Genomic DNA, 25705 nt, shown 5'->3' on the forward strand with positions numbered 1-25705 from the left:
GTGTTCCTCCTCACGCCGCGCCGGGCCGGCCGAGCAGGCCGTTGGGCCGCAGCAGCATGACCGCCGCCATGGCGACGTAGATCATCAGGTGCGCGCCTTCGGACCACACCGTGCTCATCACGCTTTGCACGATGCCGACCAGGATGCCGCCGATCAGCGCGCCCCAGAAACTGCCCAGGCCGCCGACCACCACCACCACGAAGGCGATGCCCAGCGCCTCCACGCCCATGAACGGATCGGCGCCGCGAATGGGCGCGGCCAGCGCGCCGGCCAGCCCGGCGGTGGCCGCGCCCAGCGCGAACACCAGGCTGAAGATGCGGTTGATGTTCAGGCCCAGCAGCGACACCATCTCGGTCGATTCGCTGCCGGCGCGCACGATGGAACCCAGGCGCGTGCCTTCCAGCACCCACCACAGGATCACCGCCATGACCGCGGTGAAGGCGATCACGAACAGCCGGTACTTGGGATAGACGAAGCCGCCGGCCATCACCACGCCTTGCAGCAGGTCGGGCGGCGAGACGTTGTTGCCCAGCGGGCCCCAGTACGAGATCACCGCCTCCTGCAGCACCAGCGCCAGGCCGACCGTGAACAGGATGTGGAAGTGGTGCGGCAGCGCATACACGTGGCGCAGCACGAAGCGCTCCACTACCCAGGCGAACAGGCCCACTACCAGCGGCGCGACCAGCAGCGACCACCAGAAGCCGATGCCCATGTCGGCGATCTGGAAGCACAGGTAGGCGCCCAGCAGGAAGAACGCGCCGTGCGAGAAATTGACGAAGCGCAACAGGCCGAACACGATGGACAGGCCCACCGCCAGCAGGAAGTAGAGCATGCCGATGCCTATGCCGTTGGCGATCTGCAGCAGGTAGATATTCATGGAACCCCGTGACACTCAGTAATACACAATGACCGTTCGGACTGAGTAGGCCCGAAGGGTCGTATCGAAGACTCACCGCCATGTTTCGCACGCAGTCGCGTCTTCGATACGCCGCTGGAGCGGCTACTCAGTCCGAACGGTTGAGTAGCCGCTCCAGCTAGAACGCATTACAGCTTGCACTGCGTCTTTTCCAACGGCAGGAATGACTTGCCGGAAGACACGATATCCGCATAGTCGTTCTTGTTCGCCATCTTCGACTTCGCCTTGCCCTTGAGCAGGTAGTAGTTCTTGATCACCTGGTGGTCGCCCTTGCGGATTTCCTCGGTGCCGGTCAGGCCTTCGTACTTCATGCCTTCCATCGCCGCGATGACCGCCTTCGGATCGGTGCTGTTGGCCTTGATGATGGCGTCGAGCATGATCTTGGTACAGATGTAGGAACCGGCCAGGCTGTAGTTCGGATCGATCTTCAGGTTGTCGTTGACCAGCTTGACGAACTCCTTGTTGAACGGCGAATCGATCGCGTGCCAGTATTGCGCGCCGAAGTAGACGCCGTCGCAGATGTCGGCGCCCAGCGTCTCGAATTGCTCCAGCCCCGAGGCCCAGGCCAGCAGGATCGTACAGTTGTTCTTCATGCCGAAGCTGACCGCCTGGCGCAGCGTGTCGGAAGACTGGGAGCCGAAGTTCAGCAGCAGCAGCACGTCCGGCTTGGCCGCCATGGCGTTGGTCAGGTAGCCGGAGAATTCCTTCTCGGTCAGCGAGTGGTAGCTGTTGCCGACATGCTCGATGCCTTTTTCCTTGAAGATGTTCTTGGCCGCGGTCAACAGGCCTTCGCCGAACACGTATTGCGGAGTGATGGTGTACCAGCGCTTGGCCTTGGGCATCTTTTCCAGCAGCGGGCGCACGGTTTGTTCGATGGCGCCGAAGGTCGGCACCGACCAGCGGAAGGTGGAACGGTTGCAATCGCTGCCGGTGATCTCGTCGGCGCCGGCGGTGGTGATGAAGATGCCGCCGGCCTTGTCGGCTTCCTTGCCCATGGCCAGGGCCTCGCCGGAGAGGATGCCGCCGGCGAAGAAGCGCGTGCCCTTCTCGATGGTCTCCTGCATCTTGCGCACGGCGGTGGCCGGCTTGCCTTCGGTGTCGAGCGTCACGTAGCTGGTGTTCTTGCCCAGCACCTTGCCGTATTTTTGCAGCACCAGCTTCATGCCCATGTCGGCGAACTTGCCGTTGGCGGCGAAGGGGCCTGACATCGGCACCGGACAGCCGAAGGAAATCGCATCGGCTTGCGCGAACACGTCGTTGAAGGCCAGCGCGCCCGGCGCGGCAAGCGCGGACAGTTTCAGAAAATCGCGACGGTTGATCATATTCACATCTCCCTCAGGATAAAAAATTCACAGGTGACATCCACGAAACTTCAACGATTCCTAACGCAAATTCCATGCCCAGCAAGACTGAAAATTCGAATGAAACGAGACGCCGCGCAAGGGCCGGGCGAGCGCATTCCTCCGTCTGGAAAACGCGGATAAGAAAGGTCGAACGGGCATGACATGATGCGAACGATCATGGCGGGCTCCTCCTGGCCGTGAAATGCGTGTCTCTCATTCGATGTTGCGATCCGGTGTCCATGCCCCGATGTATGTTCATGCGGTGGCCATGCGGATTTTCTTGTTTTCCGGAGATGTTCATCTCCATTGCGATTGTCGTCTTTTCCCTCCCTTTGTGCGCTTAATATTTTTCACCGACATTGCAGTGCATTTTGTGCCGCCGCCGCTGCTTTCTTGCACCAACAACCGGCAGTTCCCGCGGTGTGGAAAAACAAAAAACGGCATGAAGGATTCATGCCGTTTTTATTTTCTCTGCCTTACTTCATCTGCGGGAACGCGAACTCCGCTCCGGCGCTTGCGGTGTTTGGCCAGCGTTGCATCACCGCCTTGGCACGCGTATAGAAACGCACGCCCTCCGGCCCGTACATGTGGTGGTCGCCGAACAGGCTGCGCTTCCAGCCGCCGAAGCTGGAGAAGGCCATCGGCACCGGCAGCGGCACGTTCACGCCGACCATGCCGACTTCGATCTGGCGCACGAACTCGCGCGCCACGCCGCCGTCGCGCGTGTACACCGCCACGCCGTTGCCGTATTCGTGGGCATTGATCAGCTCCACCGCGCTGGCGATGTCGGGCGCGCGCAGCACGCACAGCACCGGGCCGAAGATTTCTTCCTTGTAGATCGTCATGTCCGGCGTGACGTGGTCGAACAGGGTGCCGCCGACGAAGAAGCCCTTGTCGAAACCGGGCACCTTGTAGCCGCGGCCGTCGACCACCAGCTTGGCGCCTTCTTCCACGCCGCGGCCGATCAGGCCCTCGATGCGTTCCTTGGCCGCCGCGGTCACCACCGGACCCATCTCGGCGCCGGCGGCCATGCCTTCGTTGATCTTCAGGCTGCGCGCGCGTTCGGCCAGCGCTTCCACCAGCTTGTCGCCGGCCGCGCCGACCGCCACCGCGACCGAGATCGCCATGCAGCGCTCGCCGGCCGAGCCGAAGGCCGCGCCCATGAGCGCGTCGACCGCCAGTTGCATGTCGGCGTCGGGCATCACCACCATGTGGTTCTTGGCGCCGCCCAGCGCCTGCACGCGCTTGCCCTTGGCGGAGCCGCGCGCGTAGATGTACTCGGCGATCGGGGTCGAGCCGACGAAGCTGATGGCCTTGACCTGAGGGTGGTCGAGCAGCGCGTCGACGGTGGTCTTGTCGCCCTGCACGACGTTGAAAACGCCGTCGGGCAAGCCGGCTTCCTGCAGCAGTTCGGCGATCAGCAGCGCGGCCGACGGGTCGCGTTCGGAAGGCTTGAGCACGAAGCTGTTGCCGCAGGCGATGGCGATCGGGAACATCCACATCGGCACCATCGCCGGGAAGTTGAACGGCGTGATGCCGGCCACCACGCCCAGCGGCTGGCGCATCGACCAGGCGTCGATGCCGCGCGCGATCTGGTCGGTGTATTCGCCCTTCAACATCTGCGGGATGCCGGCCGCGAACTCGACGATCTCGATGCCGCGCGCGACTTCGCCCTGGGCATCGGAGAAGGTCTTGCCGTGCTCGCGCACGATGATGCGCGCGAAGTCGTCGGCGCGCTGCTGGATCAGGTGCAGGAAGCGGAACAGCACGCGCGCGCGGGTCAGCGGCGGGGTGTTGGACCAGGCGCCGAAGGCGGCGGCGCCGGCCTTGACCGCGGCGTCGACCTCATCGGCCGTGCCCAGCGCGACCTGCGCCACCGGCACGCCTTGCGCCGGATTGAAGACATCGGCGTAGCGGCCGCTGGTGGTATCGACGCGCTTGCCGCCGATGTAGTGGGTGATCTTTTCCATTGTTGCCCGTTGCTCCGTTATTTGTGATCAGGCCAGCGTCTTGAGGATCGCGGCCAGCTTGCCGAACAGTTCGTCGATTTGCTGCTTGTTGATGATCAGCGGCGGCGACAGCGCGATGATGTCGCCGGTCACGCGGATCAGGATGCCGTCGTTGAAGGCGCGCACGAAGGCGTCGTAGGCGCGTGCGCCAACCTTGCCCGGAATCGATGCCAGCTCGATGCCGGCGATCAGGCCGATGGTGCGCACGTCGATCACGTGCGGCAGGCCGCGCAGCGCGTGCGCCGCATCCTGGAAGTAGTCCGACACCGATTGCGCATGCTCCAGCACGCCTTCCTGCTGGAACACGTCCAGCGAAGCCAGGCCGGCGGCGCAGGCCAGCGGATGGCCCGAATAGGTGTAGCCGTGGAACAGCTCGATGCCGTCCGGGCCGTTCATGAAGGCGTCGTGGATCTCTTGTTTGACGAACACCGCGCCCATCGGCACCACGCCGTTGGTCAGACCCTTGGCGGTAGTGAAGATGTCCGGTTCGACGTCGAAATAGTCGGAGGCGAACGGCGTGCCCAGGCGGCCGAAGCCGGTGATCACTTCGTCGAAGATCAGCAGGATGCCGTGCTTGGTGCACAGCTCGCGCAGGCGCTTCAGATAGCCCTTGGGCGGCACCAGCACGCCGGTTGAGCCGGCTACCGGCTCGACGATCACGGCGGCGATGTTGGAGGCGTCATGCAGCGCGACCAGGCGCTCCAGCTCGTCGGCCAGGTGTGCGCCGTATTCCGGCTCGCCCTTGGTGAAGGCGTTCTTTTCCAGGTTGTGGGTGTGCGGCAGGTGGTCCACGCCCGCGATCAGCGCGCTGCTGAAGGTCTTGCGGTTGCCGCCGATGCCGCCCACCGACATGCCGCCGAAGCCGACGCCGTGGTAGCCGCGCTCGCGGCCGATCAGGCGGGTGCGGGTGGCGTTGCCCTTGGCGCGGTGGTAGGCCAGCGCGATCTTCAGCGCGGTATCCACCGCTTCCGAACCGGAGCCGGTGTAGAACACGTTGGCGAAACGGTTGCCGGTGTAGGCCTTGAGGCGCTCGGCCAGTTCGAAGGCGCTCGGGTGGCCGAGCTGGAAGGACGGCGCGTAGTCGAGGGTGGCCACCGACTTCTGCACGGCCGACACGATCTTGGGATGGGCGTGGCCCAGCGGCACGCACCACAGGCCGGCGGTGCCGTCGAGGATGGCATTGCCGGCGTCGTCGCGGTAATGCATGCCTTCGGCCGAGACCAGCATGCGCGGGCTGGCCTTGAAATTGCGGTTGGCGGTAAATGGCATCCAGTAGGCGGAGAGGCCGGCTTTTTGTTCGGTATGGGACATGGAACGCACCATTTGAGCGAAGTTGGGAACGACTTGATTATTGCCAGACACTCGCAGTATTGTTAGCTACACTTTCAAATTTGATCTGAAACTGTATTGTTTATTTCAATAAACTGTATTGATTGATTCGGCGGGAGCACGGTGCGGCAGCTCGCTTCGCTTTACCGTTGGAAAATGCCGTGCAGTGGCGATTTTCCGGAGCATGAGGCGATATGGCGAAGTGCCCGCAGTACGCTGATGTGTGCTGGACGGAAACAATACACTTTTAAAAAAGATCGAACACTTCAAGCCGGCGGCCAATGAGGTCGCCTGGCAATACGCCGAGAGGATGTCCATGGCCAAGCTTCAGCGCGCGCCGCTGCAACTGGATTTGCAAAGGAATACCGCCGCCCGGCTGGTGGAGCAGGTGGCCGACGGGTTGGCGCTGCTGATCGAGCGCGGCGAGCTGCGTTCGGGCGAGCGCCTGCCGTCGGTGCGGCAACTGGCCGAGAGCCACGGCATCGGCGCCTCTACCGTGGTCGAGGCCTATGAGCAATTGGTGGCGCGCGGCATGCTGCTGGCGCGGCGCGGAGCCGGCTTCTTCGTCGCCGCGCGCGCCGGGCTGGCAGGGGCGCGCGCGGTGTTCACACCGCACGAGCCGGTGATCGACTCGGCCTGGCTGCTGTCGGAAATGTTCGCCGACGAGCGGGTGCCGATCAAGGCCGGCTGCGGCTGGCTGCCGGGTAAGTGGCTCAACGACGAAGGTTTGCACCAGGCCGAGCGCCGCATCATTCGTTCACCCGGCGCGCAGCAGGTCGGTTACGGCCATCCTTTCGGCTATGCGCCGCTGCGCCAGCTGATCGCGCAATTCCTCGGCCACTGGTCGCTCGACGTCGCCATCGACCAGGTGCTGACCACCCACGGCGCGACCCAGGCGCTGGACCTGGTGATCCGCACCATGACCCAGCCCGGCGACACGGTGATGATCGACGATCCCGGCTACTGCAACCTGATCGCGATGCTGCGCCTGGCCGGGCTGAATGTGATCGGCGTGCCGCGCACGCCCGGCGGCGTCGACACCGACATGCTGGAAACGCTGGCGCGCGCCCACCAGCCCAAGATGTTCTTCACCACCAGCGTGCTGCAAAACCCGACCGGCACTTCCTACACGCCGGCCTGCGCCATGCGTGTGCTGCAGGCGGCTGAACGGCATGGCTTCTGGGTGGTGGAGGACGACATCTTCCGCGAGCTGGGCCAGGCCACCGATCCGATGCTGGCCGCGCTGGACGGCTTGCAGCGGGTGATCTACGTGGGCAGCTATTCCAAGACCATCGCGCCATCGCTGCGCGTGGGCTACGTCGCGTGCCAGCGCGAACTGGCGCGCCAGATCGTGCATACCAAGATGGTGCTGACGCTGACCAATTCCGAGATCAACGAGCGCCTGGTCCACAACGTGCTGACCGAAGGCCACCACCGGCGCCACGTGCAGACGCTCAACGCCACGCTGCTCAATGCGCAGTCCACGCTCAACGCCAAGCTGGCCGACGCCGGCCTCACGCCCTTCACCGCGGCGCGCGGCGGCATGTTCACCTGGGCCACGCTGGAAGGCAGCGGCCTGTCGGCGCGCGAGATCGCCGACCGCGCGCGGCAAAAGGGCATCTGGCTGGCGCCGGGCGACTTCTTCCACCTGGCGCCGCCGCAGGTGCCGAGCTTCCGTTTCAATGTGGGCTATGCGGATGCGCCGGAGTTGTTCGATTTCTTCCGCGCGCTGTAGCGGGGGAGTTGCTTACACTTCTTCACGCAGGCGTTTTGGCTGGCCAGTAGAATGGTTGTTCCCTATTCGCGAGGAACGCCACGCATGAGCATTTCCACCCCGACTTCAGGCATCCGCGCCGTCGTGTTCGATTTCGGCGGCGTGCTGTTCGACTGGAGCCCGCTGCACGTCTACCGACACCTGATCGCCGACGACGCCGAGCGCCTGCATTTCCTGACCCACATCTGTTCGCCCGAATGGAATATCCAGCAGGATGGCGGCCGCTCGCTGGCCGATGGCACCGCGCTGCTGGTGCGGCAGCATCCGCAATACGAGAGCCTGATCCGCGTCTTCTACGACCGCTGGAAGGAAATGCTGCGCGGCCAGCTGGATGAGGGCGTGGCGCTGCTGAAGGACTTGCACGCGAAGCAGGTGCCGCTGTTCGGCCTGACCAACTGGTCGGCCGAGACCTTTCCGTTCGCGCGCGACAACTACGATTTCCTCAGTGTGTTCCAGGACATCGTGGTGTCGGGCGAAGAGAAATGCATCAAGCCCGATGCGCGCATCTACGAGATTGCGCTGGCGCGCTATGGCCGCCATCTGGTGGATCTGAAACCGAGGGAGTTGGTGTTCATCGACGATGTGAAGAAGAACGTCGAGGCGGCGCAGGCCTTGGGATGGCGCGGCATCCATCATGTGGATGCGGGCGAGACGCGTGCGCAGTTGAAGTTGCTGGGATTGCCGTTATAAAAGGCGCACCGTCATCCCGGCCCGCGCCGGGATGACGGATTAGTGGCGGCAGGTCAGTTGCAATTGCCGCCGTCGATATCGCATTGCGCGATTGGAGAGCCGGCATTGCCGGCCGTATCGCCGCGGGTTTCCTGCTGCAGGAACTGCGCCCACTCTTCAGGCCGTCCCAGCCACATTCCCACATCCAGCACTTCCAGCGTATCGCCCCGCTGCAGCACGAAGGTGGGGAAGCCACGGCCGCCGACGTAGTTCAGCAGCTCGCGGCTGGCTTCGATGTGCCGGGCCAGTTCCTCTTCTTCGATCTTGTGCAAGGCCTGCGTAAAGGCGTCCGCATCGGCGCCCAGCTTCTGCGCCAGTGCGACCAGCGTGCTTTCGTCGGAGATGCGCAGGCCGTCCCGATAATGCGCGAGCTGGATCACGGCCAGCATGTCCAGTCCGGCATCGTTGCCCTTGAGCGCCTGCATGGCCAGCACCGCGGCGATCGGCGGCGCCGAGTCGAATACCGCGCTGGTATCGGTCAGCAGCCCGTTGAAGTAGTTGTCGCCGAAGGTTTGTCCGGTCATCTGCGCGATGCGGCGGTCGTGCGGCATCACGTAGTTGCGCAATCCGGCATCGACCTGGCGCCGGCTTGGGCCGGCCATCATGCCGCCGCCGTGCGCCTGTACCGGCAGCACCTTGCGCGCCGCCGCCACCAGCGGCGCGGCGCCGTAGCACCAGCCGCACAGCGGATCGTAGATGTAGTGGAGGGCTTGGGTTGTCGCGTTCATGCTCAGTAGCCTACCGTGAAACGCGCGCGCACGTGCTTCGGCTGTTCCAGTTCATCCAGCAGGGCGATGGCGAAATCCTCGTAGGAGATCGAGCTCTTGCCGTCGGCGGCGACCAGCAACTGGTTCTGGCCCAGGCGGAACTTGCCGGTGCGCTCGCCCGGCACGAACAGCGCGGACGGCGACAGGAAAGTCCACGCGATATCCTTTTCATTGCGCAGGTCGTTCAGGAAGTCGCGGCCGGCCGAGGCTTCCGGCTTGTATTCGGCGGGGAATTCCGGGGTGTCGATCAGCGCCTTGCCCGGTGCGATTTCCAGGCTGCCGGCGCCGCCCACCACGGCCAGGCGCTTGACGCCGGCTTGCTTCACCGCAGGCAGCAGATCGGCCGCCTTGAAGTTGGCGAAACGGCCGCTGGAAACCACGGCGTCGGCGCCCTGGAGGGCGGCCGCCAGCGCGGCGGTATCGTGGACGTCGGCGCTGCGAGCGGTGACGTTGGCGCGTGCCGCGATCTTAGAGGCGTCGCGGGCGATGGCGATGACGCTGTGGCCGCGGCGCAGGGCTTCTTCGAGGATGCGGCTGCCGACGTTGCCGGTGGCGCCGATGATGGCGATGTTCATGGTGTTTCCTTTCAACTCAGTGGATGTAGTAAGTGTAGTGGACGGGCAGGAGTCGGCTCAGGGCCACTTCATCTCGCCCTTGATGACCTTGGCGGAGAGTTCCAGCGAAGCGCTGTCGCCCAGTTCCGGATAGCGCTGCTGCATGGCGGTAACCAGCGCGGCGGCGTCGGCGGCCTTGGCGGCTTCCTCATCGAAGGCCTTCAGGTAGTTGCGGGTGAAGCGTACCGATTCGATGTCCAGCGGCGCGCCTTCCGAGAAGTGGCCCGGCACCACGACTTTCGGTTTCAGCTTCTCGATGCGGTTCAGCGTGCCCAGCCAATCCTTGCGCGACTTCAGGCTTTGCGTATCGGCGATCCAGACATGCAGCTTGCCGTCCACCACCACGCCGCCGACCACCGCCTTGAGCGACGGAATCCACACGAAGCTGCGTTCCGGTTGCGGGCCATCGAGGCCGGTGATTTCCAGCTTGCGGCCTTCCAGCGTCAGGTTGCGGCCCTTCAGCGCTTCGGGCACGATGGTCGCGGCCGGCGCGTTGTCGCCCAGCTTGGGGCCCCAGTAGGCCAGCTTGCCTTGAACGGTTTCGCGGATGTGCGCCACGGTCTGCGGAGTGGCGACGATCTTCGCGTCCGGATAGGCGGCGTGGATGGTGTCCAGGCCGAAGTAGTAGTCCGGGTCGCCGTGGCTGATGTAGATGGTGGTCAGCTTCTTGCCGCTGGCGCGGATCTTTTCCACCACTTGCTGCGCTTCGCGCTTGCCGAACTGGGCATCGACCAGGATCGCTTCGCGCTGGCCGGTGACCAGCACGGACGAGACCGGGAAGATGGCTTGCTTGCCGGGGTTGTAGACGTCCAGCTTGAGCGCGTCGGCGGCTTGCGCGCCGGCGGCGGTGAAGCCGGTGGCGGCCAGCGCCAGCGTCAGAGAGAGGCGCAGCAGGCGGGTGGGGAAGTTCATGGAGAGGCTCCGTATCGGTGGAAGGAGTGCTCATCATAGAGTCGCTTTTGTTTTTGAAAAACAGCATAATCGATCATAGTTTGTTTCTAAAAACGTTCAGATGAACAGGCGGCGATGCGATGGACAGATTGACGGCGATGCAAGTATTCGTGGCGGTGGTGGACGGCGGCAGCCTGTCGGCGGCGGCGCAGCAGCTCGACTTGTCGCGCCCGGTGGTGTCGCGCTATGTGGCCGAGCTGGAGGAGTGGGTGGGCGCGCGCCTGCTGCACCGGACCACGCGCCGGCTGTCGCTGACCCCGGCCGGCAACGAGATCCTGCCGCGCTGCCGGCAGATGCTGGAGTTTTCCGACGACATGCGCCACGCCGTCGACGCCCCCGGCGAAACCCCGCGCGGCTTGCTGCGCATCACGTCCAGCACGTCGTTCGCGCAGAGCCAGTTGGTGCAGGCGGTGGTGGAGTACGGCCGGCGCTATCCGGAAGTCGCGGTCGACCTGGTGGCGCTGGACCGCACGGTGAACCTGGTGGAGGAGCGCATCGACCTGGCCATCCGCATGACCACCCGGCTCGATCCCAGCCTGATCGCCCGCAAGCTCAGCGTATGCCGCTCGGTGGTGTGCGCCTCGCCGGATTACCTGGCGCGCCACGGCACGCCGCAGAAGGTGGAAGACCTGGCCTTGCACAATTGCCTGACGCATTCCTACGTCGGCCGCAGCCTGTGGCAGTTCGAAGGCCGCGGCAAGGGCACCAAGCCGGCCTCGGTGGCGGTGGGCGGCAGCATCAGCGCCAATGAGGTGACGGTACTGCTGCAGGCGGTGCTGGCCGGCGTGGGCATCGGCCATATGCCAGCCTATTCGGCGGCGCCGCTGGTGGCTTCCGGGCAACTGGTGCAATTGCTGCCGGAGTACGAGCCGACCCAGCTCGGCATGTACGCGGTGTATGCCTCGCGCAAGCACATGCCGGCGACCTTGCGCACGATGCTGGATTTCCTGGCGGAACGTTTCGGCGGGCAGCCGTTTTGAATTGCGCCCGGCTCAGGGCGTAATGCTGAGCAACTTGTGGACCAGTTCGGAAGAGGTGGACGCGGCGAACTTGCGCATCAGCCGGGCCCGGTGCATCTCCACCGTGCGTGGGCTCAGTTCCACCTGGCGCGCGATCAGCTTGCTGGTCTTACCTTCCACCAGCAGCGCCGCGATCTCGCGCTCGCGCGGCGTCAGGCCGGGGGCGATCGGGCGCTTGGCGCTGACATCCTCGAAGGTCCAGATGCCGGCCGCGTGCGGATCTCCCTGCACCAGCGAATGGCCGGTGACGTGGCACCAGAACATTTCGTCGCTGGCGCGCTTCATGATGCGCTCGTCCGAATAGAAGCCCTTTTCATTGAGGATCGGCACCAGCCGCAGGCCGGTGCGCTCGAACTCGTCGGCGGTCGGGTAGATTTCCTGGAACGACATCTGGCGCAGTTCCTCGACCGCATAGCCGAACATCGCCGCCATCGCCAGGTTGCCCTGCTGGATGACGCGGTTATGCGAAACGCACATGCCGATCGGGGCATGCATGAATACCTGTTCGAAATCGATGACCGGTGGGGTGCTCATGAGTGTGCTGCGGATATATCCTGGGGTTCCCTTGAACCTGGCGCTGCGGCCCGTGTATGCTGCATTGCGCCAGGTATTTTTACCGTATTGTATGGCCTATTTCGCTGACCTATGATGATTGGCGCTTTTAAATGGCCGCTTTATGTGGCATTCATGCTCGCATCATAAGAGCCGAAAGGAGACTCGTGAACAAAGTGTATCCAGACGCGGCCACCGCGTTGAAAGACATCGTCAAGGACGGCCAGACCATCGCGGTCGGCGGCTTTGGCCTGTGTGGCATCCCCGAGGCGTTGATCGCCGCCCTGCGTGATTCGGGCGTGCAGAACCTGACTGCCATCTCCAACAACGCCGGCGTCGACGGTTTCGGCCTGGGCCAGTTGCTGACCACCCGCCAGATCAAGAAGATGATCGCTTCCTACGTCGGCGAGAACAAGGAGTTCGAGCGCCAGTACCTGGCCGGCGAACTGGAGCTGGAATTCACCCCGCAAGGAACGCTGGCCGAGAAGCTGCGCGCCGGCGGCGCCGGCATCCCGGCGTTCTTCACCAAGACCGGTGTGGGCACGCTGGTGGCCGAAGGCAAGGAAATCCGCGAATTCGACGGCGCCAAGTACGTCATGGAACGCTCGCTGGTGGCCGACGTCTCGCTGGTCAAGGCGCAAAAGGCCGACAAGGCCGGCAACCTGGTGTTCAACAAGACCGCGCGCAACTTCAACCCCAACGTCGCCATGGCCGGCAAGATCACCGTGGTCGAGGTGGAAGAACTGGTCGAGGTCGGCCAGCTCGATCCGGACCAGATCCACACCGCCGGCATCTTCGTGCACCGCATCGTGGTCAACGCCACGCCGGAAAAGCGCATCGAACAACGTACCGTCAGCGCGGCGAAATAAGGAGACAGCAATGGCTTGGACCAGAGATGAAATGGCTGCGCGCGCAGCGAAGGAATTGCAGGACGGCTTCTACGTCAACCTCGGCATCGGCCTGCCGACCCTGGTGGCGAACCACGTGCCGGCCAACATCGAAGTGTGGCTGCAGTCGGAAAACGGCCTGCTCGGCATCGGCCCGTTCCCGACCGAGGACAAGGTCGATCCCGACCTGATCAACGCGGGCAAGCAGACCGTGACCACCATCCCCGGCTCGTCCTTCTTCAGCTCGGCGGACTCGTTCGGCATGATCCGCGGCGGCAAGATCAACATCGCCATCCTGGGCGCGATGCAGGTTTCCGGCAAGGGCGACCTGGCCAACTGGATGATCCCCGGCAAGATGGTCAAGGGCATGGGCGGCGCGATGGACCTGGTAGCCGGCGTCGGCCGCGTGGTGGTGCTGATGGAACACGTGGCCAAGGCCAAGGACGGTTCCACCTCGAAGAAGATTCTCAAGGAGTGCAACCTGCCGCTGACCGGCGTGGGCGTGGTCAACCGTATCATCACCGACCTCGGCGTGATCGACGTCACCCCGAACGGCCTGAAGCTGATCGAGCTGGCCGCCGGCGTGACCAAGGAAGAAGTGATCGAGAAGACCGAAGCGCCGCTGGATGTGAGCGCGGTCTGATCGTTTTGACCTGATGTGATGGTCAAGGCAAGGGCGCTGGATTTCCAGCGCCCTTGTTTTTTTGCGTTCAGTTAATCCTCACGCTTGCAACCCGTCATCCCGGCGAAGGCCGGGATCCAGTGTCTTCCGTCGCATATCGATGGCCGCTGAACGACGCTGGGCCCTGACTTTCGTCAGGGCGACGGGAATTCAATTCCACGCGCCGGTCGCCGCCAGGAACGGCGACAACTCCGGCTGCTCCCAGCGCAACGGCAGCGCATGCCGTACCAGCCGCGCCGATTCCACCGAAAACCGCAGCAGCCGCTGCGCGCCTGCGAAGGCTTCCACCTCCGGCCCCTCCCAGATCACCCCGCCGCGCATCGCAAGGTAGAGCAGCGCGCCGTTGTCGAAATCGGCGAACAGCAAGCCGGCGCGCGGCTGCACCAGCAGGTTGCCGATGGTGTTGAAGAATGAGTTGCCGATGAAGTCCGGCACGGTCAGCACGCTGTCGCCGTCGATCCGGACGAAGCCGGGTTTGCCGCCGCGATGCGAGACGTCCGTACCGTGGCGATGGCTGCCGCCCTGCGCTTCTTCATCGTCGCTGGCGAGCGCTGTGGCGATGAAGAAGGTATCGGCGCGATTGATCATCCCGGCCATCTCGGGCGTGAGCGCGGCGGCATCGGTGATGGAGGATGCGGGCGTGGCATCAGCATCCAGCAGCTCAGGCCGGCGCGCCTGGATGTACTTGGGGCAGTTGCCGAAGCTTTGCTCGATGGCGATCTCCAGGCCAGCCTCCGACAGCGCGCGCACCACGCCGTTGGCGCGGTTGCGCCGGCGCGTGTGCGGTTCGATGCCGAGCAGGCCCAGCTTGGCGCCTGCGCGCAGGTTGTCGCGTAGCGGATCGCCTTGCGCGATATGCGGGCCACGCACCTGCAGCGTGCGCTCATCGGGCGAGCGCACGAAGCCCGGCGCACCGCTGATGACCGAAGCCCAGGGACGGCCTTCGGCATCCGTCGAACCTACCACCATGAACGGCAGTTGTTCGAAGAACTCGCGATGCTGGTCGGGCATGAAATCGCGGATCACGCGCGGGCCGACCGTTGCCATCTTCTCTTGCATGCCGGCGCGCTGCTGGGCCAGCAGTTCACCGCGATGGAAGGCCGGGTGAACAGGTATCGGTGCGGTTGACATGGCAGGCTCCTTTCCGGTGGCGATCAGGCGGCGATGGCGTGCGGCGAAGCCTGCATCGGAATGAATCCCGGCAACTGTTCGACGCGTGCGATCCAGGCGCGCACATTGGGATAGGGCGCCAGGTCCACGCCGCCTTCCGGCACGTGGGCGACATAGGTGTGGCAAGCCAGGTCGGCGATGGTCACATGGCCGGCGGCGAGGAATTCGCGATTGTCGAGATGACGGTCGAGAAACGCCAGCAGGGCCAGGGTCTTCTGGTGCGCCAGCGCGTAGTCGAGGTCGCGCTTGAACAGCTTGGCCAGGCGCACGCGGTTGGGGCCCTCGAAGATATCGCCTGAAGCCAGCGACAGGAATTGCTGCACCCGCGCCGCGCCCAGCGGATCGGACGGCAGCCATTGCTCGCTGCCATAGCGCCGGGCGAGGTAGACCAGGATCGCGGTGGATTCGTACAGGGTGACATTGCCGTCGACGATCACCGGTATCTGGCCGCGCGGGTTGAGCGCGAGGAACTCAGGCTGCTTGTGTTGGCCGTGCGGCAGGTCGACGTCGATTACTTCGTGCGGCAGCTCCAGCATGGACAGCAGCAGGCGCACGCGGTGCGCGTGGCCGGATAGCGGGAAGCCGTAGAGGCGGATGGGTTGTCGTGCCGGCATGATGTTCTCCTGGTAGTTGTGGGGGGATGACAAATCTGAACCGAACGATCGGTACAATAAGGTGCGATAATGGCCCTGTCAACCTGGTCTGCGAAATATTTTTGTTGAGCGGCAAGGGATGCGGCGCCGCCGCAACGGCGAAGCGGTCTTATAATCGCTTCAGATTTCAGGCTCCGGTCATGTCCGGGGCCTCCAGCCCAGACAGAAACCGCCATGCCCGCACCCAGCCTGTCGCGCGAGGAAGTCGCGCAGATCCTGCTTTCCGAATTCCGCCGTTCCGGCTACGAAGGCGCCAGCTTGTCCAGCCTCTCGGCCGCGACCGGCCTTGGCAAGTCCAGCCTGTACCACTATTTCCCCAATGGCAAGGTCGACATGGGGCGCGCCGCGATGGAAGTGGTCGGCCAGTGGATGCGCGAGAAGGTGTTGCCGCTGCTCACCTCCGACGCCGCCCCCGAGAAGCGCCTCAAGCGCTACTTCGCCGCCATGAGCGACTACTACGACAAGGGCGCGCTGCCCTGCCTGACCGACCTGTTTACCATCGGCGAGGCGGCCGGCTATTTCCAGCAGCAGTTCAGGCAGAACATCGGCAATACCATCAAGCTGGTCGCCGCCGTGCTGGAAGAGGCCGGCTTCGCCCCCGCCGAAGCCGTGCGCCGCGCCGAAGACGGCCTGGTGATGATGCATGGTGCGCTGGTGGTGTCGCGCGCCCAGGGCAGCACCGCCGTCTTCGCGCGCGTGGTGCGGGGCATTCCCGAGATGTTGCTGGCGCCGTAAGCGCGCCGACCTGCCGGATCCGCCGAGGGCCGCACCGTATGGTGGCGGCCCTTTTTCATTGCTTGACCCCGTTGCAACACCTCGTTGCGGGGAAACGGCACGCCCGCTTGACAGGCGTTTAGTTACTTCTATAATGCTAGTAACTAGCATTATGAAAGTAACGTGCGCCGGTCAACAGAACCGCCGCCGCCATTCCCCAATCACCGAACCGAAAAAGGAACAGCAATGAACAAGAAAGCAAACCAAGGCCGGGCATTGATTACCGGCGCATCGACCGGCATCGGCGCCACCTACGCGGATCGCCTCGCCGCACGCGGGTATGACCTGGTGCTGGTTGCCCGCGACGCCGCCCGGCTGGAGAAGGTGGCGCAGGAGATCAAGGCCAGGTACGGGGTGCAGGTCGAGATCCTGCCCGCCGATCTCATCAACAAGGACGAGTTGCTGCGCGTGGAGCAGCGCCTGCGCAGCGACGACGGCATCACGATGCTGGTCAACAACGCCGGCATGGCGGTGCAGGGCAAGCTGATCGAAGCCGACATCGACCGCTACGACACCATGATCCAGCTCAACGTGGTCGCGGTCACGCGCCTGGCCGCGGCGGCCGCCACCACCTTCGGCAAGCGCGGCAGCGGCGACATCATCAACGTCGCTTCGGTGCTGGCGCTGGCGCCGGAGATGTTCAACGGCGTCTATAGCGGCACCAAGGCTTACGTGCTGAACCTGTCCCAATCGATGCAGACCGAACTGGCGCCGCTGGGCGTGCGCGTGCAAGCCGTGTTGCCGGGCGCCACCCGCACTGAAATATGGGAACGCTCCGGCGGCAGCATTTCCCAGCTGCCGCCCGAGATGCTGATGGAAGTCGACGCCATGGTAGATGCCGCGCTGGCCGGCCTCGACCTGGGAGAGGCTGTCACCATCCCCTCACTGCCCCAGGCCGCCGACTGGAACGCCTTCACCGCTGCGCGTCACGCGCTCGGCCCCAATCTTTCGCGCAACCAGCCGGCGCAGCGCTATCTGGCCCATGCCGGCTGACGAATCCGGCGCATCGCTGCGCGACTGCCCGGTCGCGCGCACGCTGCAGCTGATCGGCGAGTGGTGGACCGTGCTGATCGTGCGCGACGCCTTCGCCGGCAAGACGCGTTTCGACCAGTTCCGCCGCAGCCTCGACATTTCCCCCGCCATCCTCGCCAAGCGCCTGCAGGCGCTGGTCGAGGCCGGCATCATGGAGCGGCGCCGCTACCAGGAGCATCCTCCGCGCGACGAATACCTGCTGACCGATTCCGGACGCGCGCTGCGCCCGGTGATCGCCGCGCTGCGCGCGTGGGGCGAGCAGCACTTCGGCCGCGAACAGATCGAAGCGGAAGAACAGGAGCATGCCGTCGCCTGTGCCGATGTCCGCAAGAAAGCCGCAAGGCGGGAACAATAGTTTTCCCGCCAACGATCGTCCATCCACGATGAACGTCACGCGATCCCGGCCTGTGCCGGGATGACGAAGCCGGACGGGCGGGCCGATGCCCTGCTCGTCCGGAAGCGCATCACCACCCTCCGCCCAAGGCCCTGAACACCGACACCGCCGCCCGCGCATTGTCGGCATGCACCTGCGCCATTTCATCCTGCGCCGCCAGCAGCAGCCGGTCCTCGGTGAGTACTTCGGCCAGGCTCAGCACGCCGCCCTTGTAGGCTTCCTCGGCATTGCTGCGCGCACGCTGCTGGGCGTCGACCTGGGCCGCCAGTTCGCGCGATTGCTGTTCCAGCTGCACCAGCGCCATGATGGCGTTTTCGACATCCTCGGCGGCCACCAGCATGCTCTTGCGATACAGGGCCAGCGCCTCGGCATTGGCGCCCTTGGCGCGCGCGATCTCGGCATCGATGCGGCCGAAATCGAACAGGCGCCAGCGCAGGCCGAGCCCGCCTTGCGCCTGCAAGCTGTCAGCCGTCAGGAAACCGGCCGCGCCCAGGCTCTGGAAGCCGACCAGCGCCGACAGAGACAGGTCCGGATACCACGCCGCCATCGCCTGGCCGATACGTTCGCTGGATGCCGCCAGCCGGCGCTCGGCGGCGATCACGTCGGGCCGGCGGCGCATCAGTTCCACGCCGCTTTGCGAGACGCTGATGGCCGGCACGCGGCTGGTGTCGGCGCGCTGCGCCAGCTCTTGCGCATAGGTGCCGGGCGCGGCGCCCATCAGCACATCGAGGCGGTTGGTCTGGCGCTCCAGTTCAGTGCGCAGCGGCGGCAAGGCGGCGCGCGATTGCGCCAGCCGGGCATCGGCCTGGGCGGTCTCGGCCACGCTGGCCAGGCCGTCCTTCAGGCGCAGGCGCACGATTTCGCCGAGCGCCGACGCCGCCTTGACCTGGTGTTCGGCCAGGGCGATGCGCGCCTGTGCGCCGCGGATGCGGAAGTAGGCGTCCGCCGCTTCCGCCGCCACCGATACCCGCACGCCGGCATGCTGGGCCTCGGCCGCCTGCAGTTCGGCGTCAGCGGCCTGGGCGCCGCGCTTCAGGGCGCCGGCCAGGTCCAGTTCCCAGCTCGCGCCGGCGTCGAGGTCGAACAGGTTCTGCGTGCGCTGGTAGCCCGGCATGTTGCGGGCGATCTCGCCCAGCGGGCTTTGCAGCGACTGCCTGGCGCGCGCCGCCTGGCCGTTGAGATCGCCTTCCGGCAGCCGGCGTGCGCCGGCGATGCGCGCCGTGGCGCGCGCCTGTTCGACCCGCGCCAGCGCCGCGGACAAGTCGAGGTTCTGCGCCAGCACGCGCTGCATGATCGCGCTCAGCGCCGGATCGCCGAAGCCGTCCCACCAGTGGTCCAGCGCGGGCATGGGCGTCTGCGCCGCGCGCTGTTGCAGCAGGGCGACATTGTGCAGCGGCGCGTCCTGGTATTCAGGACGCCGGTAGTCGGGGCCGGTCGTGCAGGCGCTCAGGAGCAGCGCACCGAGCAGGGCGCCACTTAGATATGCCGGCGCCGGCAAGCGGACACCGCGGTTGGTGGAGGGAGTCTTCATGTTTCTGGCCTTTTCATCGATATCCGCCGCCGAAAGCGGTTGGCGGAAGGTTGGCGATCCGGATTTGCGAAACCGGCGATAGTAACTTGCAAAATGATAGTTCAAAGTTTAAACTCACTATCGTTTTGAAAGCAACTGCTATTTGCAGCCTGCATCCACTCCAGCCATCGAGGCCACCATGACCACTCAAAGCACCATCGGCGCAAGCGCGCAACCCGCCGGCACCGCGCCGGCCGCCAGGAAGAAATCCACTCTGCTGAAATACGCCATCCTCGCCATCGCCGTGTTGGCCGCCGCCATCTGGCTGGCCCGCTGGCTTGCCGTCGGCCGCTATATCGAGAGCACCGACGACGCCTACGTCGGCGGCGACATCACCGTGATCGCGCCCAAGGTGGCCGGCAACATCGACCAGGTGCTGGTGAGGGACAACCAGCCGGTGCGCGCCGGCGAATTGCTGGTCAAGCTGGACGACCGCGACTATCAGGCCGCGCTGGCCAAGGCGCGCGCCGCGGTCGCCGCGCAAGAGGCCGCCATCGCCAACCTGGAGGCCGAACGCAAATTGCAGGAGTCGGTGATCGAGCAGGGGCGTGCCGGCATAGCCGCCAGCAGCGCCGAGACCGCGCGCGCCCGCGACGACCAGGCGCGTTACCAGAACCTGTCGGCCAAGGCGGCGGTCTCGGTGCAGAGCGCGCAAAAGGCCGAGGCCGATTACAAGCAGGCCCAGGCCAACGGCCAGAAGGCGCAGGCCGCCCTGAACGCCGCGCAGCGCCAGCTCGACGTGATCGCCACCCAGAAGCAGCGCGCGGCGGCGGCATTGCAGCAAGCCCAGGCCGAGAAGAACCTGGCCGAACTCAACCTGGCCTACACCGAATTGCGCGCGCCGGTCGACGGCGTGGTCGGCAACCGCCGCGCCCGCGTCGGCGCCTACGCCACCGTCGGCGCCCAATTGTTGTCGGTGGTGCCGGCGCAGGGACTGTGGGTAGACGCCAATTTCAAGGAAAGCCAGATCGCCCGCATGCAGGAAGGCCAGGCCGTGACCATCAAGGCCGACGTGTTGCCGGGCGAGGAATTCCACGGCCACGTGCAAAGCCTGGCGCCTGCCACCGGCGCGCAGTTCAGCGTGCTGCCGGCGGAGAACGCCACCGGCAACTTCACCAAGATCGTCCAGCGCGTGCCGGTGCGCGTGGCGCTGGACGCCGACGCCGCGCGCCTGGGCAAGCTGCGCCCGGGCCTGTCGGTCACCGCTGAAGTCGACCAGCGCGCCGGCCGGAGCTGAGCATGGGCTCCGCCACCGCAGCGTCACCGGCCATGCCCACACCCGCAGCTCTTGCCGGGCCGGGTCAACTCACCACGCGGCAGCGCGTGTTCGCCTTCGCCACCATGTGCGTGGGCATGTTCATCGCGCTGCTGGATATCCAGATCGTCTCCGCCTCGCTGGCCGACATCGGCGGCGGACTTTCCGCCGGCGCCGACGAGACCGCCTGGGTGCAGACCAGCTACCTGATCGCCGAGATCATCGTCATCCCGCTGTCGGGCTGGCTGGCGCGGGTGATGTCGACGCGCTGGCTGTTCTCGGCCTCGGCGGTCGGCTTCACCGCCGCCAGCCTGCTGTGCGGCCTGGCCTGGGACATCAACAGCATGATCGCCTTCCGCGCCCTGCAGGGTTTCCTCGGCGGTTCGATGATCCCGATGGTGTTCACCTCGGCCTTCTTCTACTTCCAGGGCAACCAGCGCGTGCTGGCGGCCGCCACCGTCGGCGCGCTGGCCTCGCTGGCGCCTACGCTCGGGCCCACCATCGGCGGTTGGATCACCAGCAACTATTCGTGGCACTGGCTGTTCTTCATCAACCTGGCGCCGGGCGCCTTCGTCGCCATCGTGGTGCCGATGATGGTGAAGATCGACAAGCCCGACCTGTCGCTGCTGCGCGGCGCCGACTATCCCGGCATGGTGCTGCTGGCGACCGCGCTGGGCTGCCTCGAATATGCGTTGGAAGAAGGCCCGCGCTACGGCTGGATGGGCGACGACGTGATCCGCGCGACGGCATGGATTTCGATCGTCACGGGCATCGCTTTCGTCTGGCGCAGCCTGACGTATGCCCATCCGGTGGTCGACCTGCGCGCGCTGAAGAAGATCAATTTCGCGCTGGGCTGCTTCTTCTCCTTCGTCACCGGCATCGGGCTGTTCTCCACCATCTACCTGACGCCGGTGTTCCTGGCGCGCGTGCGCGGCTTCTCGGCGCTGGACATCGGCCTGGCGATCTTTTCCACCGGCCTGTTCCAGATCCTGGCGATCCCGTTCTACACCATGCTGGCGCGCCGGATCGACCTGCGCTGGCTGATGATGTTCGGCCTGGCCTGCTTCACGTTGTCGATGTGGCAGTTCACGCCCATCACCCACGACTGGGGCTGGCACGAGCTGCTGCTGCCGCAGGCGCTGCGCGGCTTCTCGCAGCAGTTCGCGGTGGCGCCGGTGGTGACGCTGACGCTGGGCTCGATCCCGCCGGAGCGGCTGAAGCTGGCCTCGGGGCTATTCAACCTGATGCGCAACCTGGGCGGCGCGATCGGCATCGCGGTGTGCGGCACCATCCTGAATGACCGCACCAACCTGCACTTCCTGCGCCTGGCCGAGCACCTCAACGCCGGCAACGAAGCCATGCAGGACATGCTGCGCAACGGCGCCCGCAACCTGCTGGCAGCCGGGCTTGATGCCGGCGCCGACAGCGCCGGCGCGCTGCGCAACCTGGCGCGGCTGGCCATGCGCGAAGCCCAGACCCAGGCCGTGGCCGACGCCTTCTTCGTCATCATGCTGTGTCTGCTGGTGGCGACGCTGATGGTGCCGCTGATGCGCAAGGTGGAAGCGCCCAAGGCGCCGCCGCCGGATGCGCACTGAGTCCGCGTGGGAAGGGAAAGTGGACGGCTCAGGCGTCCCGCCTCTTGATGCGCTTGAACGAGTCGGGTATCCAGGGGCGCATCGCCACGATCAGCGCGTTGCCGTGTCGCCGCTCCAGCGGCAACGTCAAATCCTGGCGGTGCGCCTTGAGGAATTCGGCGGCCAGGCGTGCCATGCGGCGCTGCAGTTCGGCATTGCTTTCTTCTGAAAGCATGCCGCTGACCATGATCATCTTCTCTCCGGCCTGGTCGAAATGAGAGTTGAAGAAATCATTGCGTAGCTGGTCGCGGAAATACTGCTGGATGGGCCCGGCCGGCAGCCATGAAAAGTCGGGCGCCACGCGCAGCCGGATGCGGTCGTTGGGCAGCAGATCGATGATGCCCAGCTTGTCCAACTGGGCCAGCAGGCGGATCAGTTCGGTGCGCGGCAGCAGATAGGCATCGACGATCTGTTCCGGCGTCCAGCGGTTCAGCACGTGCACCGCTACCAGAAGCAGCCTGGAATCCGACACCAGCTTCTTTTCCTGTTCACGAGTCAGATGCACCGGCGCCGGGTTGTCCTCGGCGACCATGCGCGCCAGATCGCTGATCTGCATCTCCAGCAAGCCGCAAATCTGATCCAGCCGTTCCAGTGTGAAGCTGCGCTCGGCAAATATTCGTTTCACGCTGGCTTCGCTCAACTCCAGCCCCTTGGCCAGCTGCGCATAGGTGACGCTGCGCGCCTTGAGCACATTCTTCAATGCATTGACCAGCGATTCTGCCTGGGCCATGGTTTCCCTCTTTTCGTTTTTCTGTTCGTTGCCGGTATTGTATTTCGATACCAGATATGCCGAAAAGCGCACTTCGACAGGAAGCGCTCAACAACGATGGGAGCCCTTGCTACATTGCGTTCCATCGGACGGCCAGGGTGGCCGCGCCGGCCAAATCACTTCACAAGGAGAAGAAAAATGAATGCCATGTCCCTGCGCCGTATGTCCCTCGGTTTCGTTGTCGCTGCCGCCCTGCTGGCCGGCCCGGCGCATGCCCAGTCGACCCCCAGCAACGCGTCGGCAATTTCGGTGGTGGCTTCGGTCGTCGTGCCGGCTGCCTTTATCTCGGAAGCGGGCACCTACGTGGTCAAGGGAGTACAAGCCTCGGGCAAGGGCACTGTCTATGTGCTGGAGAAAGCCAGTGACGGTGTGCGCGGATCCTTGACCATTGCCGGCAACGTCAGTGGCGCAGCTTCGGTGGGAGTGGGCGAATCGGTGCGCTTCGTCGCCACTTCCGCGGGGATGCTGCTGGTATCGGCCGGCAAGGTGCTGGCCATCATTCCCAACGAACTGGGCCGCGCACTCATGAAGAGCGACAAGTTGTCCTGAGCGGGAGGCCAACATGAACGCTTTTACCCTTTCTTTTGCATTTCTCAGGCGCGTGCAGGCGACAGCCTTGCTGGCGGCTACCCTGGTCATGCCGGTTGCGGTGCATGCCGGCCAGACCTGCGACCGCAGCGAGCCCCGCGAGGCCGCTGTGCGCCAGCAACTGGACATGGCCGTCAAAACGATCGACAGGCTCAATGCCAGCGGCGCCGAGGTGGTTGTGATCGGCCGGGTCGGACAGGATCTGAGCAAGTATGGACAGCGCTATTCGCACCTTGGCTTTGCCTATCGCGAAGGCGGCAGCTGGTTCGTGGTGCACAAGCTCAACGAATGCGGCACGGCGCTGAGCAATATCTATGAGCAGGGCATGGGACAGTTCTTCATGGACGATCCGTTTCAACTGGAAGCGTACGTCTCGGTTCCTCGTCCGGAGATCCAGTCCCGGCTGCGCGAAGCGATCCGGCGCGGACAGGCGACCGCCATGCACGACCAGAGCTACAACATGCTGGCTTATCCCTGGGCCACGCGCTATCAGCAATCCAACCAGTGGGTAGACGAGACGCTGGCGCATGCGATGGAGCCGCAGATCGCCACCCGCGAGCAGGCCCAGGCATGGCTGAAGTTCAAGGGTTATGAACCGGCCGTGCTCAACCTGGGTCCGATGACCCGCCTGGGCGGTCGCATGTTCAAGGCCAACATTGCCTTCGATGATCATCCGAACGAAAAACGCTTTGCGGATAGAATCGAGACCACCACGGCCGATTCGGTATTCGCCTTCCTGCAAAAGACGGGTATCGAAGAGAGCCACTTCGTGATCCGACCTTGACGCCATGCCGCTAGTCTGTCTTATTCATTCCGTTTCTTCATGGCGCGCCGCCTTGCCGGCGGCGCTGCTTGTCTTCCTGTCGTCGTTCGCATGCGCCGCGGGCGACCCCGTCGCCGGCCGCGCGGCCTTCGCCAAGTGCGCCAGTTGCCACCAGGTCGGGCCGTCGGCGCGCGGCGGCTTCGGGCCGCAGTTGTACCAGGTGATTGGACGTAAAGCCGGCTCCACCACCGATTACAAATATTCACCGGCGATGGCCAATGCCGGTTTCGTGTGGACCGAAGACAAGTTGCGCGCCTTCATGAAGGCGCCGAGCGATGTCGTGCCCGGCAACAAGATGCGTTTCTGGGGCATCGGCAGCGACCGCCAGATCGATGACATCCTGGCTTACCTGCGCAGCGTCAAATAACGCGAAGAATCAGCCGAACGGCGCCAGCCCCATGCGCCGCCGCGCCAGGTGGATCGAGCCGTTGCGCACCGCCCAGCGCATCGGCACCGCGGCGACTGCCACCGAGCGCGTCAGCAGCGCGCTGCGCGCGGGCGAGCGTTGCGTCACGCCCAGCATCTGTTGCGCCCAGTCCGGCAGCAGGTCGACGCCGGCGCGCATCATCAGCCGCGTCCACGGCAGCGCCAGCGCATTGGGCGCCGGCGCGTTCAACACCAGTTCCAGCGTCTTGCGGGTGCGTTCGTCGCAGCGCAGTTGCGGGCGCATCCCCTCAATATAGTTATCGATAGCCGCGCGCGAACGCGGCACATCCTGCGCGCCCAGCGCTTCGGCCACGCAGGCGATTTCGTCGAAGTAGCGATCCTGGTCGGCCGCCGTGAAATCCGGGTTGCGATAGCGCAGGTAGGCGCGCAGGAAGCAGCTCACTTCGGCCGCGTGCACCCAGCGCAGCAGCGCCGGATCGCTGGCGGCGTACGGTGTACCGTCGGAGGCGATGCCGTTGACCTGTGCATGGATTTGTTTCACGCGCCCGATCAACCGTTCGGCGTCGGCCCGGCTGCCGAAGGTGGTGCCGGCGATGAACTGGGCGGTGCGGCGCAGGCGGCCCAGCATGTCGGCCTGGAAGTTGGAATGGTCCCAGACGCCGGCCAGCGGCAGCGGGTGCAGCATCTGCAACAGCAGCGCGGCGACGCCGCCGGTCAGCATGGCGGTGAAGTCGCTGTGCACCTGCCAGGCGGCCGAATCGGAGCCGAACAGGCCGGGGTCGCCGGGCGGGTTGAGGAAGTCGGCGCTGCCGGGCGGACGGCTGATGGCCAGCACGCTGGCTTCGATGCGCTTGCGCAGAAATTCCATGGCGTGAGAACCGGAGAGAAGGATAGAGCCGGAAGTTTGACATAGCCCGGGCAGCCTTGCCGAAGGCTCTCCTAACTGACATTTCTGTCAGAAAAAATTCCTGCCGGCAAGCCTGCACGCCTTGTTGTGCGCCGCTACAATAGCCGACGCTGCAGGCCGCTCACGAACAACAAAAGGCAAGATCCGCATCGGCGAAAGCCCGGCGGAGGGGGAGGC

General features: G+C 65.0%; 26 protein-coding genes. 13 read left to right on the forward strand and 13 right to left on the reverse strand.

The genetic code is table 11. From position 1 onward, the window contains the following. Nucleotides 1–10 precede the first annotated feature (10 nt). The 4 genes from J7548_RS06260 to J7548_RS06275 all read right to left on the reverse strand — a co-directional run bounded on the left by J7548_RS06260 (nt 11) and on the right by J7548_RS06275 (nt 5579). A complete protein-coding gene (locus tag J7548_RS06260) occupies nt 11–877 on the reverse strand; it encodes a branched-chain amino acid ABC transporter permease (RefSeq protein ID WP_290971889.1) in 867 nt (288 codons plus the stop codon). Between the two features lie 167 nt (nt 878–1044). Continuing rightward, nucleotides 1045–2235: an ABC transporter substrate-binding protein gene (locus J7548_RS06265; RefSeq protein WP_290973295.1), complete on the reverse strand. Its 1191-nt coding sequence runs from the start codon at nt 2233–2235 to the stop codon at nt 1045–1047. 500 nt (nt 2236–2735) lie between these two features. Next, nucleotides 2736–4229, reverse strand: a complete 1494-nt coding sequence (locus J7548_RS06270; protein WP_290971892.1) for a CoA-acylating methylmalonate-semialdehyde dehydrogenase — start codon at nt 4227–4229, stop codon at nt 2736–2738. Nucleotides 4230–4256: 27 nt separating this feature from the next. Then, nucleotides 4257–5579 carry an aspartate aminotransferase family protein gene (locus tag J7548_RS06275; RefSeq protein WP_290971893.1) on the reverse strand — a complete coding sequence of 441 codons (1323 nt, stop codon included), beginning with the start codon at nt 5577–5579 and terminating at the stop codon, nt 4257–4259. A gap of 334 nt (nt 5580–5913) precedes the next feature. On the opposite strand from J7548_RS06275, the gene J7548_RS06280 reads away from it, so the two are divergent. Both J7548_RS06280 and J7548_RS06285 read left to right on the forward strand, forming a co-directional pair. Continuing rightward, entirely contained in the window at nt 5914–7332 is a 1419-nt protein-coding gene (locus tag J7548_RS06280) for a PLP-dependent aminotransferase family protein (protein WP_290971896.1), read from the forward strand. Between the two features lie 84 nt (nt 7333–7416). Beyond that, on the forward strand, nt 7417–8061 hold the full coding sequence (locus tag J7548_RS06285; protein WP_290971899.1) for an HAD family phosphatase: 645 nt from the start codon (nt 7417–7419) through the stop codon (nt 8059–8061). Between the two features lie 53 nt (nt 8062–8114). On the opposite strand, the gene J7548_RS06290 is transcribed toward J7548_RS06285, so the two are convergent. From J7548_RS06290 to J7548_RS06300, 3 genes are read right to left on the reverse strand one after another with little or no spacing between them, the layout of a single operon-like run. Beyond that, nucleotides 8115–8828, reverse strand: a complete 714-nt coding sequence (locus J7548_RS06290) for a DsbA family protein (RefSeq protein WP_290971902.1) — start codon at nt 8826–8828, stop codon at nt 8115–8117. A gap of 2 nt (nt 8829–8830) precedes the next feature. Continuing rightward, nucleotides 8831–9442 (reverse strand): NAD(P)-dependent oxidoreductase, encoded by a 612-nt coding sequence (locus J7548_RS06295; protein WP_290971905.1) that lies wholly within the window; start codon nt 9440–9442, stop codon nt 8831–8833. A gap of 57 nt (nt 9443–9499) precedes the next feature. Continuing rightward, nucleotides 9500–10393 carry an MBL fold metallo-hydrolase gene (locus J7548_RS06300; protein WP_290971908.1) on the reverse strand — a complete coding sequence of 298 codons (894 nt, stop codon included), beginning with the start codon at nt 10391–10393 and terminating at the stop codon, nt 9500–9502. Nucleotides 10394–10512: 119 nt separating this feature from the next. Here J7548_RS06300 and J7548_RS06305 point away from each other — a divergent pair, with 119 nt between their 5' ends. Further along, nucleotides 10513–11412: a LysR family transcriptional regulator gene (locus J7548_RS06305; protein ID WP_290971911.1), complete on the forward strand. Its 900-nt coding sequence runs from the start codon at nt 10513–10515 to the stop codon at nt 11410–11412. 12 nt (nt 11413–11424) lie between these two features. Here J7548_RS06305 and J7548_RS06310 read toward each other — a convergent pair whose 3' ends face one another. After that, nucleotides 11425–11985 carry a PAS and helix-turn-helix domain-containing protein gene (locus J7548_RS06310; RefSeq protein WP_290971915.1) on the reverse strand — a complete coding sequence of 187 codons (561 nt, stop codon included), beginning with the start codon at nt 11983–11985 and terminating at the stop codon, nt 11425–11427. Between the two features lie 185 nt (nt 11986–12170). Here J7548_RS06310 and J7548_RS06315 point away from each other — a divergent pair, with 185 nt between their 5' ends. Together J7548_RS06315 and J7548_RS06320 are read left to right on the forward strand one after the other, a co-directional pair. Next, nucleotides 12171–12872 carry a CoA transferase subunit A gene (locus J7548_RS06315; protein WP_290971918.1) on the forward strand — a complete coding sequence of 234 codons (702 nt, stop codon included), beginning with the start codon at nt 12171–12173 and terminating at the stop codon, nt 12870–12872. A gap of 10 nt (nt 12873–12882) precedes the next feature. Further along, nucleotides 12883–13533 carry a 3-oxoacid CoA-transferase subunit B gene (locus tag J7548_RS06320; protein WP_290971921.1) on the forward strand — a complete coding sequence of 217 codons (651 nt, stop codon included), beginning with the start codon at nt 12883–12885 and terminating at the stop codon, nt 13531–13533. Between the two features lie 189 nt (nt 13534–13722). On the opposite strand, the gene J7548_RS06325 is transcribed toward J7548_RS06320, so the two are convergent. Next, nucleotides 13723–14703 (reverse strand): pyridoxamine 5'-phosphate oxidase family protein, encoded by a 981-nt coding sequence (locus J7548_RS06325; RefSeq protein WP_290971924.1) that lies wholly within the window; start codon nt 14701–14703, stop codon nt 13723–13725. A 23-nt stretch (nt 14704–14726) separates the two neighbouring features. Beyond that, complete coding sequence (locus J7548_RS06330) at nt 14727–15356, reverse strand: glutathione S-transferase (protein WP_290971926.1); 630 nt, start codon at nt 15354–15356, stop codon at nt 14727–14729. Nucleotides 15357–15569: 213 nt separating this feature from the next. Between J7548_RS06330 and J7548_RS06335 the strand changes: the two genes are divergently transcribed. From J7548_RS06335 to J7548_RS06345, 3 genes are all read left to right on the forward strand, one after another. After that, a complete protein-coding gene (locus J7548_RS06335; RefSeq protein ID WP_290971928.1) occupies nt 15570–16130 on the forward strand; it encodes a TetR/AcrR family transcriptional regulator in 561 nt (186 codons plus the stop codon). A gap of 225 nt (nt 16131–16355) precedes the next feature. Next, complete coding sequence (locus tag J7548_RS06340) at nt 16356–17162, forward strand: SDR family oxidoreductase (protein ID WP_290971931.1); 807 nt, start codon at nt 16356–16358, stop codon at nt 17160–17162. Then, entirely contained in the window at nt 17152–17556 is a 405-nt protein-coding gene (locus tag J7548_RS06345; protein ID WP_290971934.1) for a helix-turn-helix domain-containing protein, read from the forward strand. The genes J7548_RS06340 and J7548_RS06345 overlap by 11 nt, the downstream gene beginning before the upstream one ends. Nucleotides 17557–17665: 109 nt before the next feature. On the opposite strand, the gene J7548_RS06350 is transcribed toward J7548_RS06345, so the two are convergent. Further along, nucleotides 17666–19126 carry an efflux transporter outer membrane subunit gene (locus tag J7548_RS06350; RefSeq protein ID WP_290971937.1) on the reverse strand — a complete coding sequence of 487 codons (1461 nt, stop codon included), beginning with the start codon at nt 19124–19126 and terminating at the stop codon, nt 17666–17668. A gap of 178 nt (nt 19127–19304) precedes the next feature. Here J7548_RS06350 and J7548_RS06355 point away from each other — a divergent pair, with 178 nt between their 5' ends. Both J7548_RS06355 and J7548_RS06360 read left to right on the forward strand, forming a co-directional pair. Then, on the forward strand, nt 19305–20402 hold the full coding sequence (locus tag J7548_RS06355; protein WP_290971940.1) for an HlyD family secretion protein: 1098 nt from the start codon (nt 19305–19307) through the stop codon (nt 20400–20402). Between the two features lie 32 nt (nt 20403–20434). Continuing rightward, the gene (locus J7548_RS06360) at nt 20435–22015 is read left to right on the forward strand and encodes a DHA2 family efflux MFS transporter permease subunit (protein ID WP_290973297.1); all 1581 of its coding nucleotides are present in this window, start codon (nt 20435–20437) and stop codon (nt 22013–22015) included. 28 nt (nt 22016–22043) lie between these two features. Here the strand turns inward: J7548_RS06360 and J7548_RS06365 are convergent, their stop codons facing one another. Further along, complete coding sequence (locus J7548_RS06365) at nt 22044–22784, reverse strand: helix-turn-helix transcriptional regulator (protein WP_290971943.1); 741 nt, start codon at nt 22782–22784, stop codon at nt 22044–22046. A 177-nt stretch (nt 22785–22961) separates the two neighbouring features. Between J7548_RS06365 and J7548_RS06370 the strand changes: the two genes are divergently transcribed. From J7548_RS06370 to J7548_RS06380, 3 genes are read left to right on the forward strand one after another with little or no spacing between them, the layout of a single operon-like run. Then, a complete protein-coding gene (locus J7548_RS06370; protein WP_290971946.1) occupies nt 22962–23372 on the forward strand; it encodes a hypothetical protein in 411 nt (136 codons plus the stop codon). Between the two features lie 13 nt (nt 23373–23385). Then, nucleotides 23386–24195, forward strand: a complete 810-nt coding sequence (locus J7548_RS06375) for a DUF2145 domain-containing protein (protein ID WP_290971948.1) — start codon at nt 23386–23388, stop codon at nt 24193–24195. 4 nt (nt 24196–24199) lie between these two features. Beyond that, on the forward strand, nt 24200–24601 hold the full coding sequence (locus tag J7548_RS06380; RefSeq protein WP_290971950.1) for a cytochrome c family protein: 402 nt from the start codon (nt 24200–24202) through the stop codon (nt 24599–24601). 9 nt (nt 24602–24610) lie between these two features. On the opposite strand, the gene J7548_RS06385 is transcribed toward J7548_RS06380, so the two are convergent. Next, nucleotides 24611–25489 (reverse strand): oxygenase MpaB family protein, encoded by an 879-nt coding sequence (locus tag J7548_RS06385; protein ID WP_290971952.1) that lies wholly within the window; start codon nt 25487–25489, stop codon nt 24611–24613. Nucleotides 25490–25705: the final 216 nt, after the last annotated feature.

It is taken from the genome of Herbaspirillum sp. (genome assembly GCF_017744395.1).
Classification (GTDB): Bacteria; Pseudomonadota; Gammaproteobacteria; order Burkholderiales; family Burkholderiaceae_D; genus Herbaspirillum.